Below are 16,223 nucleotides of genomic sequence, written 5' to 3' on the forward strand. Positions count from 1 at the left end.
TTCTTTTTTTGTGCAACTTTTCACAATATACTGTGTCTTTTATACAAAAACCTATATATAAAACGTTTTAACTCTTTATTTTCATTATTACTTCAGACAACTTTTGCTATGATACGCACAACTTTACTCATTATTTTTTGTTGTAGTTTTTCTTTATTGGGGCTTGCTCAAGGAAAAATTACAGGACAAATCAAAGACACCAAAGGGCAAAATGTAGGCTTTGCCACCATTATTTTACAAGACAAAACCACTCAAAAAGTTGTACAAGGCAACACAACAAATGAAGAAGGTAAATTTACACTTGAGAATGTTCCCAATGGTTTTTACAAACTCACAGCTCGATTTGTAGGTTACACTGATAAAATCGTTGATTCTCTTACTATTTCTGATACTCAGAAAGAAATTACTCTCTCCAATATTACTCTCAAAGATGATTCAGAAATCAAAGGTATTGAAGTCGTTGGACAAAAAGATTTGCTTGAGGAACTTCCAGATAGAATAGTCTATAATGCTGAAAAAGACTTAACCAACGCAGGTGGTACAGCTGCCGATGTACTTCGTAAAGCTCCAATGGTATCTGTAGATTTGGATAACAATGTTCAAATCAGAGGTAACTCTAATGTAAAAATATTGGTAAATGGGAAACCCTCTGCTATGATGGCAAACAATGTAGGTGAAGCCTTGAGGCAGTTTCCTGCTGACATGATTAAAAAAGTAGAAGTAATTACCAATCCATCAGCCAAATATGAAGCAGAAGGCACAGCAGGTATTATCAATATCATTACCAAAAAGAAAACATTAGAGGGAGTAAATGGTAGCATATTTTCGGCTGCTGGCACAAGAAACAGCAATTTGTTTACAAATTTAAACATCAAAAGAAAAAAAATAGGGACATCTTTATCTTTTGGTGGTGGGGCTTGGTATGCTCCTTTTCGTAGTGAAACAAATAGAGATAATCTCCTGCCAAATTTATCTTTTTTGAATCAGGATAATGATGGTAATAATCTTGGTTTTTGGGGGAATGGAAATTGGAATACAGAGTTCGATTTGAGTAGTAAACATGCTTTCAGTACGAATGTTCGTTTTTCAAGAGGTGGGTACATGAGTAACTCTATTTTATCTACCAATTTTGCAGACCAAAATTTAAACCCTTTACAACAATTTGCTAGAGATACAGACCAAACCTATAACAATGGCAATACAGATGTTACGGCTGACTATACTCGTATTTTCAAAGATTCTCGTAAAGATTGGAGTGTCATTGCTCAATACAGTAGAGGTATCAATAACAATCGTTATGAGCTTTTACAAAATCCTGCCAATAGCACCATTGTAGATTATCAAGAAAGAAATAGAAATGAAGCAATCAATCAGGAGTGGTCTTTCCAAACAGATTTTACTCAACCTTTGGATAGTTCGAAGACTTTAGAATTAGGAGCAAGAGCTACACTAAGAAATGTCAATAGTGATTTTCGTTTAGATTTATTCGATTTCAATGAAAACAATTATATAAATCAGCCTAATCTTTCTAACATTTTTGAATACCAACAAAATGTAATGGCAGGCTACACTGTATTCTCTTGGAATACCAAAAAGAAACTGGGTATCAAAGCTGGGTTACGCTACGAAATGACTGACATTAATGGAGATTTTAAATCTTCTGACACAACTATTAATCAGAACTATGATAATCTTATTCCCAGTTTAGCTATTTCAAAAAGTTTCGATAAAATAGGGCAATTCAAGATTAGTTATAGTAGAAGAATACAAAGACCATTTATATTCTATCTGAATCCGTATGTGAATTTTGTAGATAACAAAAATATTTCTTTTGGTAATCCGAATTTAAGACCTGAACTGACCAACAATTTTGAATTGGGTTATAGTGTTTTCAAAAAAAATACATCATTCAATACTACATTATATTGGAGAAACACCAATGATGTTATAAGTTCTATTAGAAGCGTAGATGCCAATGGTATTTCTTCTACTACCTTCGATAATTTTGCAACCAACAATAGTTATGGTGTGAGTGTATTTGGAGGATTTCAGTTCTTGAAAAATGGACGTATCAATAGTAATTTAAACGTCTATTATGTGAATTTAAACAATCAAAATGAAGGTTGGATGTATAATGGCAATGTAAATATTTCTTATAAATTCAATAAAAACTTCAGTTTACAATCATTTAGCATTATCAATTCTCCTCGTGTTGAATTACAAGGTATCAGTGGAACATGGTTCTATTACAATTTAGGTTTAAGAAGAGCTTTATTCAAGGAAAAAGGTGGTATTACATTGGGTTTGGATAATCCTTTTGCTAATGCTATGGTGATTCGTTCTAAATTCAATACAGATTCCTTCCAATCGAATAGTACTGTTTATCAGTATAATAGAGGTATCAGAGTGAGTTTTAATTACAATTTTGGTAAAATACAAAATGAACAAAGAAAACCTCGTAAAAAGAAAACCCTTAATAATGACGATATTAAGCAAGGAGAAGATGGTAATGGAGGGCAGAAATAAAGAAAAAGGCGAGATTTAAGTCTCGCCTTTTTCTTTTATGAGTTTTGTGTTTGAAGTGTTGCAACTAACAAACGCTCTTTTCCTGTTTCAAAAATTTTGTTTTGTATTTGTACAGTAAACTGCATTCCATTCTTAGAAAAAGCTCGAACTTGTTTTAACTCTTTGACTGTAGTATTCTCTCCTCCTCTACGTGTTTTGTTGGCTGCAAAATCTGTTCTAATTTCATCAGGTGACATTTCTAAAAGGGTTCTGATACTTGTATCACTCAATTCACCATAATCATAATTAAATAATGTTTCTGTTTGTTTATTTACAAATCTTATAATTCCTTTTTCATCATAAACCAAAATAGGACTCAGAATATTATCAAGAATTTGTTTCATTTTAAACAACTCTTTTTCAGCAACATCCAAGTTTTTAGAAAGTTCTTCTTGCCCAATAACCAAAGTTTCAGCATTTAATCTCAACATCTCTTCTTGTTCTTTGATAGATTCTGTTTTGGAACGCATATCTAAAAGTAACAAACGAGTTGCATCATTAGAAAAGGCAGACATAATGGTTGAAGCCGTTACTTCTGCAATGTTTTTAAGAAACTCTATATGATGTGGCTGGAAATCATCAAAACTTGCAAGTTCAATTACTCCTATAGCCTCCTCATTATATCGTAATGGTACTATCAACAAACTTTTAGGCTGTAAATTACCCAAACCAGAACTAATCATCATATAGTCTTGTGGAATTTGCTTGATATGCACAATTCCACCTTCTAAAAATGACTGCCCTAACAAACCTTCCCCTAATTTTATCTTCTTTTGCAAACTTTTTTGTTTATTATAGGCATATGTTCCTTTCAGCTCCAAAAATTGTTCCTTATCATTTTTATTCAAAATGAATATACCTCCTTGATTAACCTTCAAATACTTGACACATTCTGAGATAATTTCAGAACATAATATCTCTATATTATCATTATTTCTACGTAAAATTTCCGAAAACTTAGCAAGACCTGCTGTAGCCCAAGCTCTTAGTTGCTCTTGTTCATATACAAGTTTCAAACTATTTTTCATATCTTCAAGAGATGTACCCAATGAACCTTTGCCTTCAAATACCAAGATTTCAGAGTCAAAACGACCATTACCTACATCCAATGCGAATGTTTCTATTTCCTGCAAGTTTACGATTAAATCGTTTGTTGATTTCACCATTGTGTTCAATTCATCACCCGATTCTTCTAATTTGGGAGGGATATCCCCTTTTGCAAGTAATTTTAGAGCATCTCTCATACGGCGAATCCTTCGTAAAATATCCAAAATAAGTAGTGAACCAATGGTTGCTGCAATGGCAACAGCAATGAAAAATTCAAAAAATATAATCCAAGGCTTATACTCTTCTAATTCTTGATAGGCTGTATCATAATCCTGTTCAAGGTTGTCTTGCAGATTGATGATATCCGTAGTTGTCTTTTTAATATCTGTAACAATAGATGCAATATCAGATTGAAGCGTTTTTTGTAGTCTTTGTGTTACATTATCAATCCCAACTATTTGCTTTCTTTTTGAATAAATGTTTCTTAATTGATTAATTTCTCTTTTTAAGTTATTGATTTGATTCTCAGTTTTAGAGTATAAAACAACCAAAGTATTATTATTTGATTTTTCTGAATAAGTTTGTAACTCATTCATATCAGCTTTAAGATTTTCCATCAAAATATCATATTCTTCCAAGAAACTTTCATCATTGAATAGAAAAGCTTTTTCGAGAGTTACAATTCCTGCATCAACTTTATCCGTAATTTCCGCTGCATAAAATCGAATGGGAGCAATTTTTTCAATAACAGCATTTCGATTTTCAACCATTCTACTCCACTGATAATTAGCCCCTTGAATCAAAATAAATGAAATAAGAGCCATTGAAAGAAAGCCTCCTGTCAGCCTTCCTTGAATAGTGGTAAAATCTACCCTAAAATAATACAATATCCTTTTAAGAATATTCTTGTTCTTCTTTTGAACCTCACTCATAAACTCAAATTGATACTAATGCAAATTTATTTCCCTGTATAGTTTGGTTTTCTTTTTTGTAAAAAGGCTTGAACACCTTCAGCAAAATCTTCTGTTTTAAAATTAACTCCTTGATTATCAGCTTCCAATTCTAATGTTTTTTCTAAAGTCCCCTCAAAACCCTCCTTAAGATTAGCTTTGGTATTTTTGATAGCAATGAAAGGTCCTGTTGCTAAACGTTCACTAATTTCATCTACTACTTTATCCAACATTTCTTCTGTGCATACTCTATTGATAAGGCGAAGGTTATATGCATCTTCTGCACTAAAAATACTAGCCAAACTCATCAGTTCAAATGCCTTGTAATATCCTATACGTCTTGAAAGGAAAAAAGCTCCACCTCCATCACTTGATAAGGCTATATTCGTAAATATTTGGCTGAAACGTGTATCTTCAGCTGCAAAAAGCATATCACAAGCCAGTGCCATATTAAACCCTAAACCTACACAAACACCTCTGATTTTTGCAATAATAGGAATATTGGTATTATGCATCGCCAAAATAAGAGGATTTACACATTCTTTTAAATACTTTGTAACACCCGACATCAGCTCAGCTCCTCCTGCTACCAAATCAGCTCCACTACAAAAATCTTTTCCTTCTCCTGTAAGCACTATGACTTTTGTGCCATCTGTTTCACTTTCTGTAATTGCTTGGTGTATATCCAATACCATTTGTTTGGTAAGGGCATTTTTTCGAGTTGTGTTATTAAGGCTTATTGTTTTTATAGATTCGTGTTTACTTACAATTACTAAATCGGACATATTTTTTAAAATTTTGTTTGGCTACAATTTAATCATAGAAATTGGTTTTCTTATGATTTGCTTGCTAAAATATTAGTTTTTTAGCGATTTTCTATCTATGATTTTATTTATTTAATAACATCTCTACACAATCTTGTGCAGTTTGTACAGCACCTTCCATAAAACCTTGCCATTCTCCAATATATTCTCCAGCAAACAATACATTTTCAAAAGGTTGAGTTAAAATACTTTTCATACCAAACCATTGATGGATATTGTAAATAGCATATGCTCCTTGTGTATATATATCTCCTCCCCAATAATAGGAAACAGCTTGCTCAAATAAATGTTGTTTATCACCAAAAACAGGCATTAAAGCATCTAATACATATTTTGCTTGTTGGGTTTTATTCATTTGACTCAGAAGAAATGCTTTATCACCAATAGCATAAGAAGTTAGTATGCCTTTTTCATGAGTTTGTTGTTGGCTTGTGTGAAAAATAAAATGAGATAAACTATCTGTATTCATAGCAAAATCCTCTCTACCCCAAAATCTTTCTTTAAATAACAACTGTATTTTTATGATACGAGAATACAGTAGTTGCCTGATAGCTTCTTTTTTTAATGGTGGTAAATGTGGTTGCCAGTCTATTTTAGAAAATGCAAATGTTGGAAGTGTACAAATCACTTTATCTCCTTCAAATATGGTTTTGTCTTCACAAACTACTTTTACTTTTTTATCTTGAATAATGGCATTTACTTTTTTATTTAGTAAAATATTTTCTTTACCAATTTTTTCAGATAACGCATTGATAATTTGAGAGTTTCCTCCTATCATCTGGTAATCCATTTCATTGTAATCACTTGATTCTGCATACTCTGAAAGGGCTGCATAAGCAGAAACTTGCCTAATGCTTTCACCAAAATCCGTACTATCATTTAATTCTCTCATCAGTAATGCGTCTTCAGGAATACCATTTTCCATCAAAAAACGCCACCAGCTAATGGAATCTATCTTCTTTTGTTCTTTTAGAGATAAATTTTTAAAATCTTTAAATATTTGAGCTATTTTCTCTTCCCATACTTTATCCATCTTAACTTTATCAAAACGGATATGTTGGTTTTGAAGTAACATATCAATATTGTATTGATGTTTAACCGTTTTTACATTTAACTCTTCACACAATTTTATTAGTTGTTTATGAGATTTCCCTATCCACTCTGCCCCTAATTCAGCATATAAATTTGGTATCTCTGGAAAAGAATAGCTAAAAACTCTTCCTCCTATTCTACTACGAGCCTCCAAAACAATTACTTTAAAGCCTTTCTGCGAAAGTCTATAGGCAGCTGTTAGTCCCGCAATACCCGCTCCTAAAATTAAAATAGTATCTCCTTTTTTAAGAGTATTTATTTGGGCATTGGCCAATGATGTGCTTAAAAGACTGCCCAGAGTTGCAAGTCCTGTCTTTTTTAAAAAATCTCTACGTTGCATAAGAAGTAAGAGGTTTGAGGTTTTTTAAGCAAAACAAATATTAATCCAAAGCCATAATAATTGATACCAAATTGAAAATCAGATAAATAGAACCCAATATCCAAGCGACCAATCTATCTGTATTACTGGATAATTTGTCTTGTCCGTCATCATCTTGGCGAAGCGAAAGTGCTGAGAATGCAATGATTACAAAAATCATGATGAATGTTAAGCCATGTAGAGTATCAACAATTGTAAGAGTAGATGTTTCTGGTAAATAACTATCTATTACATATTTATTACCTACTGCTGCAAACAAACCACCCACAGGCAATCCAAAACGAGGTTCAGCATGGCTTGGGTCAATGAAAAATGTTACAAAAGATATTGCAAATGCCACATACATACCTAAAAAAAGTTTGAAAAAAAGTCCCCAAGCATCCCGTTCTATAGTAATATCTACTAAAAACTGAGAATAGTAGGATTCTGGCTTTTTTTGTGTATTATCTCCAAAAGCTGTGTTGTAATGCCCTATTCCATTTGTTATTTTAAAACTTGTTATTTTCCACCCATCTACTTCTAATTTCGGATCATACGATTTTCCTAAAGTATCAGGAATAAAAATTAAATCTTTGGTTGTAAATTGTGGGTTTTCTACTTTAATTCTAAGTTTTTGTTTGTCAAATGGAAAATTGTGAAGTTCCCATCTTTGTTTCATCACTGATTTTATTTTGAGTTGTAACCAACCTTTTCCATTAAGACTATCAGCTATGATATTATCTATCTTATAATCTTTTGCATCAGGTAGTTCCACAGCATCTGTGGGCTTTTCTATAGGTCTTTTATGAATCATCCAAAGCCAAAAACGAGCGGTGTATTGTTCTTCAATAAAGTCTAAATCATGTAAACTAATAATATAACATCCAATTTTTACTGTGTCTGTTTGAGCTATAAGCCCCTGACCAAAAAATGTAAAGAAAAATAAAAAGATTAGTTTTTTCATGCTGAATTGATATCTATGAATTACTACAAATGTGTGAAATTTCTAATACAAACTCAATTGAAATATGTTTTTTTTAATTACATACTACATATAAATTTTACGGACTAAGTACCTTTATTTGCTCATAAAGTGTTTTATTAACTAACAATTTAAATAAAACTTTTATGAAAAACATTGTTATTGAAATTAAATGGGCTATTATTTTTATAATAATGACCTTCTTGTGGATGTTGCTTGAAAAAACAATTGGCTTACACGATGTAAATATAGAAAAACACCCTATTTACACTAATTTTATTGCTATTCCAGCTATTGCTATTTATGTGTTTGCCTTGCTAGATAAACGTAAAAATGTTTATGAAGGTTATATGACTTACAAACAAGGTGTTATTTCAGGTTTGATAATCACACTCATTGTTACAATATGTACTCCTCTATCACAATATATTATTTTGACATTCATCACTCCAGATTTTTTTACAAACGCTATCAATTTTACTGTTAAAAACAAAAAAATGACTTTAACAGAAGCCCAAGATTTCTTTAATTTGAAAAATTATATAATTCAAGGAACTATTGGAGCTCCTATTATGGGTATTTTGACAACTCTTATTGTTGCTATCACTACAAAAAAATCTAAAGACAATTAATTATGGGGAAAAGATCATTTCTTTATAGTGCAAATCAAAGTTTTACAAAATTAAGAGATTTGTCAGAGTGCAAAAACTCTATTCCGTTTTTTTATAAAATCATTTTAGGGGTAGATGCAGAAATCTGTAAATCTCAATTATGGGAAAACTATGCTCATCCAATAGCTATCAAAGGAGATTTCATAAAAGGCTTACAATTTTTCTATGATTTATTGGATTATTTTAAAACCCAAAAACAAATACCTCAAGAATTATTAGAAAAATCATTATCAGATACTAAAAAGTTTTTTGAAGAAAATCCTGACAGGATAAGTGATTATTTCTTTTTGGAAGCTGGTGAGATTTTTGACAATGGTGAAGGGGATATTTACACTCAAAATAGAGACCTTTGGGATGACATAATCTATGTTCATAAAAGTCTTAAAGAGCTCTTAATTAAGAAACCCTTAAATATGTTTGAAAATCCCATACATTCATGGTTTTACGATATAAAAGATAATCCCGAAGAGCATTTAATTGTAAACTGGAAAAGTGCTACTTTTTATTCTTTTAATAATACTTAAAGTATGGATTATTGAATATTTAAAAAGCAAGGATAATATATATTTCCTTGCTTTTTTTTTATTTTTTTAATAGCTTTTGAATCCGATCACACCTTATATGTTTTTTCGCCTATTTGCTGTATTTATTTTACTTCACAATATTTTGCCTTCTAAAGCTCAATCTGTTTTAGATAGCCTTCTCTTTGATTTGTATAAAACAGAAGATGCTCACAGTTTAATTAAATTGGAGAAAATATTTGAACTCCAAAATCTGAAACGAGTAGTAAATCATGCAAATGATGACACCTGTCGAAGAAGAATGATAACATATCTTGAAAAAGAAGCCATCAAAACAAAATCTCCTTTTTTCAAAAGTATTATTTATAGCAAATTAAGTGAAGTAAATACCCTTGTTGATAAAAGCTCTCCTTTAGGAATTAAAAGTTTAAAAAATGCAGAAAAATATCTGTTTAAGGGTGATAATACTGTTGCTTTATTTTATTTCCGAATGAAAAAATCGGCTTATTTTCTACAAGCCAATAAATATGATTCAGCTTTGTATTTTGCAACCAAAGCTCTTGAAATCAGTAAGCAAGTGTCTCATGATAGTCTTTCCAATTCTGCTAACTATTTTATTGGAAGTGTTTATTATCGAGGCAGACTATATGCCAAATCAAGAGAATATTTTTTGTTAGGCATCAAAACTGACGGAAAGGATTTGAGAAGACACTTAACGATTACCAACACGATAGGTGTGTCTTATCGTAATGAAGAAAAACACGATTCAGCCCGATTTTACTTCAAAAAAGTAATTGAGAGGGCTATTTTTTATAAAGATACAGCTTGGATAAGTATTGCAAATGGTAATATAGGAAGCACTTATCTTCTTGAAAAACAATATGAAAAGGCTATTCCTTATATGCTTATCAATTTGTCTTTAGCCACAAGGAATCACAAAAATACTCGTTTAGATGGTAATACCATCAATGTTGTAGTGGGCATTGCAAAAGCTTATTTGGGATTAAATGATTTAAAAAATGCTAAGATTTATAAAGATAGTGCCACAAACAATATACCTCATGATAGAGGTCGAAATAAAAGACTAGCAAGAAATTATTATGAAATGTGTGGTTTATATTATCAACAGCTTGGTGATTATAAAGAAGCTTTTGCTTACTCAGAAAGGTTTCATCATTTAAAAGATAGCCTTGAATTGGCAGAAGAAAATCAAAGGGCAAGTGAAATTCAAAATCAGATAGAGATAGATAAACACATTGAAAAGGAACAAGCTCAATTTCTTGAAAATGAGCAAAAAAACAAATTGATTATCAGTTTTATTGTAATTCTGATCTTGAGCTTTTTCTTAATTTATTTTCTATGGAAAAGTAATAAAACCCGAATGCAGAATAATAGAAGATTAGCCAGTCAAAAAGAAGAAATTTCTGCTCAAGCAGAAGAATTAAGAGCTATCAATCATAGGTTAGTGGAGTTAGACGAGTTCAAACAAAACATGACCAGCATGATTATTCACGATTTAAAAAACCCACTCAATGCTCTTTTAAATATTTCACCACAAAAAATGCTTAATTATACAGAACAAATACGAAGTTATGCTCAACAAATGCAACGTTTGGTCCTTAATATTTTAGATGTACAAAAATTTGAAGAAGCTCAAATTTCTTTGGATAAACGGACTATCCATATTACAAATATTGTTGAAAATGCCTTGAATCAAACACACTTCTTAATATCACAGAAAAATATTGTTATCAAAAAAGATATTCAAAAAGATTTGTATGTCTATGCTGACCAAGAAATGTTGGAAAGAGTATTTGTCAATTTATTAACAAATGCCATCAAATATTCCTCTTTCAATCAAGAAGTACAAATCAAAGTCAATAAAAATCATGAACAAGTTTTTTGTAGTGTAAAAGACTTTGGGATTGGCATCCCTGAAGAAAAACTTCATTTGGTTTTTAATAAGTTTGTGCAAATGGAAGCTCGTTCCTCTATTGGTATGCGTTCTACAGGTTTAGGGCTTACTTATTGCAAAATGGCTATTGAGGCTCATCATGGAATTATAGGTGTTAGCTCTCAGCAAGGACAAGGCTCAGAGTTTTGGTTTAAAATACCTCTTACAACATCTGATAGTCAAAGCATTGGAGAAAAAACTCAAGAAAATTTTGTTTTGCATAAAGATTCTTTAGAACTTTCGCATGAAGATAAATTATTATTAGAGCCTTTTTTCTCTGCTTTACAAAAGTTAGAAGTATATTATGTATCCGATTTAGAAAATCTTTTACAAAGTATCTCTTTTTTAGATGATAATGAACGGCTTCAGCATTGGCACAATCGATTAAGAAATGCTATTTTTACTATGAATCAGCCTCTGTATTTACAGATTGTAAAGGAAATAAATTCTTAAAATATGATTACACTGAAAGATAAGCCTACATTGTTAATAGCTGATGATCAACCTGATAATTTAAGAGCTATTATTGAGATTCTGCAAAAATCATCCTTACAATTTGAATTCATCAATGTTCCTAATGGAAAAGTACTTGTAGATATTGCTATTAAGAAACAACCCGATTTAATTATTACAGATTGGGAAATGCCTGAAATGAATGGTTTAGAAGCCATTTCCGAATTAAAACAACACCCTGATACACAAGATATTCCTATAATTATTTGTACGGGAATAATGATTACTCCCAACGACTTAAAAGTTGCTTTGGAAGCTGGTGCTGCTGATTATATCAAAAAACCTATTGAACCCATTGAACTTTTGGCAAGAGTACAATCTATGCTTACTCTTTCAGCCTCTTACAGAAAAATTAAAGAACAAAAAGAAGAGCTTGAAACACTCAATATACTCAAAAACAGAATTTTGTCTGTAGTTTCTCATGATACTCGTAGTCCATTAAATTCTCTTAAAGGAACTCTTTTTCTTCTTGAAAATGATGCTTTAACACAAGAAGAAATGAAAGATACTGTTGGAAAGATTATCATCCAATCAGAACAAGTCAATAACTTTTTAGATAATCTTTTACATTGGGCAAAAAATCAGTTTGAACAACCAAAACCCAATGTCTCTAGTTTTAATATACAAGAAGTTCTACTACCAACCATAGAACTATTAAAACCTATTGCTTTTGCAAAAAAAATTACGATACTACACAATAACATTCAAGATTTAACTATTAAGGCTGATAAAGAAATGCTCAAAACAGTTATTCGTAACCTAATTTCCAATGCGATTAAATTTTGTTCCACAAATGACTCCATAGAAATTAAAACACTCACAAATAATAACCAAGTTACTGTTTTCTGTAATGATACAGGCATAGGTATTAGTCAAGAGAATCTTGAGAAAATTTTTGAAGAAGGACAACTCAGTACAAAAGGAACAAACAATGAACTGGGAACTGGTTTGGGCTTATTACTTTGTAAATCGTTTGTGGAAGCCAATGGAGGAAATATTGGTGTAACTAGTCAAGAAAACAAAGGTAGTTCTTTTTGGTTTACAATTCCTCTACCTAAAAACTAATTCATTTTGTCTTTTATTTGTATGTACTCAAAAAAAATTCTTAGCCTTTTATTCTTATTAATATTTGTTCAAAACTCTTTTGCTCAAAATATCAGACAGAAAATAGATAGTTTGCTCAAAACAAAAAAAGCAGATGTAGGAATTGCTATTTATGATTTACAAAGCAAAGACACCATTACATGGGGTAATTATAGAAAGTATCCTATGCAAAGTGTCTATAAGTTTCATTTAGCTTTGGCGGTTTTGCATCAAGTAGATAAAGGTAAATTATCTTTAGAACAGAAAATTTTAGTAAAAAAGTCAGATTTACTGCCCAATACTTGGAGTCCTCTCCGAGAAAAATATCCACAAGGAAATATAGAATTGCCTTTAAGTGAAATTATTCATTATACAGTAGCAATCAGCGATAACAATGGTTGTGATATTCTTTTCAGACTATTGGGAGGTACAAAAAAAGTCCATAAATATATTAAATCTTTAGGAATCAAAGAAATTGCTATCAAAGCAACAGAAGAAGAAATGCACAAAGAGTGGGATGTACAGTTTACCAACTGGACGACACCTTTAGCTACAGTTCAGCTCTTAGAAATTTTTCATCAAAAGAATATTCTTTCTAAAACCTCTCAAGAGTTTCTTTGGAAAACAATGGTCGAAACTTCTACTGGTTTAAAAAGAATGAAATATCTCTTACCTAAAAATACCATTATAGCTCACAAAACAGGAACATCAGACAATAAAGATGGCATTACATCAGCTATTAATGATATGGGTATCATTATGTTACCGAATGGAAACTACATTGCTGTTTGTGTATTTGTGTCTAATTCCAAAGAAGATTTTCAAACCAATGAGCAAATTATTGCAGATGTCACAAAAATGATTTGGGATGAGTGCACAAAATAAAAATTTATGGATTATTTCTCAAGATATACTCTATTTCTGATTCAGGATTAAGAGTTTCTCCAACATAAAAAGCGTTACTGCCTTGTCCTTCAAGCAAATCGAAGTATAACATATAGCGTTTTGGAGCATCCTTACTTTGAGCCAATACATGTCTAGTTTCTCCTTTACCTTCTACAAAGTTTTCACCTTCAGCCTCAAAAAAGAAGCTCCCGACATCTACCATTTTCCATTGTTCTTGTCCATTAGGCAAACTGAAAAATACATCTGCTGTTTGATCACTATCTGCAAACTGCATGGCTGGTCCAGGGTTATCATCTGTCCCCAAAAAGAATGGTGTCAGAGGTTTTTCAATACTTTGTCTTTGTAAAAAGAACCAAATAATATCAGCTCCTTCTCCTTTAGGCATACTAATAAGTGCTTTCTTATCATCTACACTCAATATTGGAAAAAAACGACCTGTCTCAAGATGATTGTCATTTTCGTCCCAAGTCATTTCTACAAGTTTCATTTTTCCTAAAACCTGATAGTTTTTTTCCCAATGTACTATCAAATTACCTATTTGAATTTTACGAAGTTTATCGTAAACGGAAGCATTATCAAAAGCCATTTGTTCTTCAAATTTAGTTCGTTCAATTTGTTTTTCGGTTTGTGTTATTTTACGATTATATAATAGCCTCCTTACCAACCAAATACCTCCTACTATTGCTACAATAATTCCTACATAAAAAAAGAAATAAGTTGAACCCATATTTTAATACTTTATATTGTTTAACGTTTTTTTCTAGAACTACTACCCCAAGAACGTGAATCTGAACGTTTGGAACTTGAGCTAGAGGATGATGAACTCGATTTTTTAGACGAGCTTGATGATGAACTCCAAGAACGTGAATCTGATTTTTTACTAGAGCTAGAATAAGAACTTCCACTACTCGACCCACTACTACTTTTAGAACCAGAGTTTGAGCTACTACTGTAATTTTTAGATCCTGATCCTGAACTACTTGAAGATGAATAACTACGTGTTGAGGGTTTCTTAAAAGCTAGATTATATACTTTATTCGATTTTTCAGAACTAGTTTGTAACTGATTTTGAGCATACATCCAATTACCCGCCATAGCGTACTGCCATGCCAATTGTTGTGCCAAAAATGCTTCATTAGATAGTCTATCGTATGAGCTTCTATCAGAACTACTAATACTCGCACTTTTTGTAGATTTCAAGTCTTTATCAATGGCATTGTATTGGGTTATAAAGTTATTATAAGATTCTTTTTGGGTATTGTACTCATTCATAAGAGCCATTTCATAAGGAGCTAATTTTTCCAGTATAAACAAAGCATCTATGTATTCTTTATTAGTGGACTTTATTTGAGCCTGTGGTAACAAATTCATACATATTTTTAATAATGAGTCTGTTCTTTTCATGGCTGGTGAACCACTAACCAACATTTTGGGTTGTGATGTACTAATATTTGTTTCAAGTTTAATCAGATTAATATTCCTAGATAATGATATTATTGAATTAGGCACCGTTGCTGGAGCATTCACAAAGCCTACAAATAAATTATTAGTATATTCATAACTACCCATCATTCTTTTTGACTCTATTTCTGCAATAGCACTATTTGTCATTAAGGTATGTTGGCTAACAGCAGATTTGCCTTCATAATTAGAAGCGTAAAATTCATTAATCAGTTGCAAACTATTGTCTATCTTATTATTAGAAGTATTAAAAATAGCCAAACAGTCTAATAATGCTTTTTTATGTCTTTCTTCAAAAGGAGATTCATTAATTTTTCCTTTTAATTTTTCAGCATTAGAATTGAGCATCTTTTGTTGTGCTGTAATGCCCTCTATGTCTTTCTTAGTTTTACTTTTCAAACTAATGAGACTAATATGTTTATTATAGAAATAAGATTGATTCGTCCTGAATATTCTCATTTCAGTATAAACATCTTGTAATCCTATCACCGAATAGCTTTTCTTTTTCTGTTCATAAAGAGTTTTTGCATTTTTATATGAACTTTTTATATTTTCAAAATCTTTCGTAAAATCCTCTATTTCTGATGGTTTAAACCAATTAATAACATTTTTTTGAATGTCTTTTTCAGTTTCTTCCCATCTCGAAAAATCCCCTCTGTATTCTTTTTCAACAGCATTTTGCCCTGTGATAGGGGCTATTGCAAATGCACTTACCAAACCCGACACCAACACTATAATCGGTACTAAAGGGCTTTTTTGTTTTAAAGGTGTATTCATAACCCAAACATTTTTTTGAAAATATACAAATTCTCAAAGATCTTTCCAAAATAAGTTTATTCATAGTTAAGTCTTATTTGGTTCAATTTTTGACCTTATAAAAGACATAATCTTGTACCTTATGCCAAAATCTTTTAAAATCATCATATTAGGTTTTGCCTTTAATATACCCGTAGGTTTTGTATTGTGGTCTATTTTATGGAATAAAGGACTAGGTATTTTAGGCTTTACTGTAATGATCGCCTTGATTTTTAATGGCTATTTGTTAGCTTGGTATTGGAGAACTCTATCTTTTAATCTTTTAGAAAGAAGTCTTTTAGGGTGGTTATCAATGATATTGAATCATATTCTATTTTTTGGAACAGAGTTTTTTATTATTCGGCATGAAACTTTTAATCTTAAGTTTGTTTCTAATTCAATTGGATTTTTTATTCTTTATTATCCTTTTTGTTGGTTGGGTTTTATAATTTATAATAAATTTCATAAAAAGGGTTCATAATATTTGCATGAACCCTTTTT

At 31.2% G+C, this 16,223-nt stretch carries 11 protein-coding genes and 2 pseudogenes; 7 read left to right on the plus strand and 6 right to left on the minus strand.

All coding sequences use genetic code 11. The features are described 5' to 3' along the window. The first annotated feature begins 108 nt into the window (after positions 1-108). Positions 109-2,526, plus strand: coding sequence for a hypothetical protein (locus AD998_00970; GenBank protein KOY84912.1), 2,418 nt, complete (start codon positions 109-111; stop codon positions 2,524-2,526). Positions 2,527-2,942: 416 nt separating this feature from the next. On the opposite strand, the pseudogene AD998_00975 reads toward AD998_00970, so the two are convergent. From AD998_00975 to AD998_00990, 4 genes and pseudogenes are all read right to left on the minus strand, one after another. Next, a pseudogene (locus tag AD998_00975) lies at positions 2,943-3,878 on the minus strand (hypothetical protein). 692 nt (positions 3,879-4,570) lie between these two features. Next, on the minus strand, positions 4,571-5,347 hold the full coding sequence (locus tag AD998_00980) for a hypothetical protein (GenBank protein ID KOY84913.1): 777 nt from the start codon (positions 5,345-5,347) through the stop codon (positions 4,571-4,573). A gap of 103 nt (positions 5,348-5,450) precedes the next feature. Further along, complete coding sequence (locus AD998_00985) at positions 5,451-6,818, minus strand: hypothetical protein (GenBank protein ID KOY84914.1); 1,368 nt, start codon at positions 6,816-6,818, stop codon at positions 5,451-5,453. Positions 6,819-6,858: 40 nt separating this feature from the next. Beyond that, on the minus strand, positions 6,859-7,788 hold the full coding sequence (locus AD998_00990; GenBank protein ID KOY87999.1) for a hypothetical protein: 930 nt from the start codon (positions 7,786-7,788) through the stop codon (positions 6,859-6,861). 176 nt (positions 7,789-7,964) lie between these two features. On the opposite strand from AD998_00990, the gene AD998_00995 reads away from it, so the two are divergent. From AD998_00995 to AD998_01015, 5 genes are all read left to right on the plus strand, one after another. Then, positions 7,965-8,450: a hypothetical protein gene (locus AD998_00995; protein ID KOY84915.1), complete on the plus strand. Its 486-nt coding sequence runs from the start codon at positions 7,965-7,967 to the stop codon at positions 8,448-8,450. Positions 8,451-8,452: 2 nt separating this feature from the next. Further along, positions 8,453-9,013: a hypothetical protein gene (locus AD998_01000; GenBank protein KOY84916.1), complete on the plus strand. Its 561-nt coding sequence runs from the start codon at positions 8,453-8,455 to the stop codon at positions 9,011-9,013. Between the two features lie 97 nt (positions 9,014-9,110). Continuing rightward, entirely contained in the window at positions 9,111-11,417 is a 2,307-nt protein-coding gene (locus AD998_01005; GenBank protein KOY84917.1) for a hypothetical protein, read from the plus strand. Positions 11,418-11,420: 3 nt separating this feature from the next. Further along, entirely contained in the window at positions 11,421-12,542 is a 1,122-nt protein-coding gene (locus tag AD998_01010; GenBank protein KOY84918.1) for a hypothetical protein, read from the plus strand. Positions 12,543-12,563: 21 nt separating this feature from the next. Further along, on the plus strand, positions 12,564-13,445 hold the full coding sequence (locus tag AD998_01015) for a class A beta-lactamase (protein KOY84919.1): 882 nt from the start codon (positions 12,564-12,566) through the stop codon (positions 13,443-13,445). Between the two features lie 4 nt (positions 13,446-13,449). Here AD998_01015 and AD998_01020 read toward each other — a convergent pair whose 3' ends face one another. Then, entirely contained in the window at positions 13,450-14,193 is a 744-nt protein-coding gene (locus tag AD998_01020) for a hypothetical protein (GenBank protein ID KOY84920.1), read from the minus strand. A gap of 53 nt (positions 14,194-14,246) precedes the next feature. After that, positions 14,247-14,534: pseudogene (locus AD998_01025) on the minus strand (hypothetical protein). 1,291 nt (positions 14,535-15,825) lie between these two features. Here AD998_01025 and AD998_01030 point away from each other — a divergent pair. Next, a complete protein-coding gene (locus AD998_01030) occupies positions 15,826-16,203 on the plus strand; it encodes a hypothetical protein (protein ID KOY84921.1) in 378 nt (125 codons plus the stop codon). The last annotated feature ends 20 nt before the right edge of the window (positions 16,204-16,223 follow it).

Source organism: bacterium 336/3, from assembly GCA_001281695.1.
GTDB lineage: Bacteria > Bacteroidota > Bacteroidia > Cytophagales > Thermonemataceae > Raineya.

Bases quoted from the DNA above. Each gene is read 5' to 3' on its own strand.
- AD998_00970 (KOY84912.1), top strand. From the start codon at position 109: ATGATACGCACAACTTTACTCATTATTTTTTGTTGTAGTTTTTCTTTA.
- AD998_00980 (KOY84913.1), bottom strand. From the start codon at position 5,347: ATGTCCGATTTAGTAATTGTAAGTAAACACGAATCTATAAAAACAATA.
- AD998_00985 (KOY84914.1), bottom strand. From the start codon at position 6,818: ATGCAACGTAGAGATTTTTTAAAAAAGACAGGACTTGCAACTCTGGGC.
- AD998_00995 (KOY84915.1), top strand. From the start codon at position 7,965: ATGAAAAACATTGTTATTGAAATTAAATGGGCTATTATTTTTATAATA.
- AD998_01000 (KOY84916.1), top strand. From the start codon at position 8,453: ATGGGGAAAAGATCATTTCTTTATAGTGCAAATCAAAGTTTTACAAAA.
- AD998_01005 (KOY84917.1), top strand. From the start codon at position 9,111: ATGTTTTTTCGCCTATTTGCTGTATTTATTTTACTTCACAATATTTTG.
- AD998_01010 (KOY84918.1), top strand. From the start codon at position 11,421: ATGATTACACTGAAAGATAAGCCTACATTGTTAATAGCTGATGATCAA.
- AD998_01015 (KOY84919.1), top strand. From the start codon at position 12,564: ATGTACTCAAAAAAAATTCTTAGCCTTTTATTCTTATTAATATTTGTT.
- AD998_01020 (KOY84920.1), bottom strand. From the start codon at position 14,193: ATGGGTTCAACTTATTTCTTTTTTTATGTAGGAATTATTGTAGCAATA.
- AD998_01030 (KOY84921.1), top strand. From the start codon at position 15,826: ATGCCAAAATCTTTTAAAATCATCATATTAGGTTTTGCCTTTAATATA.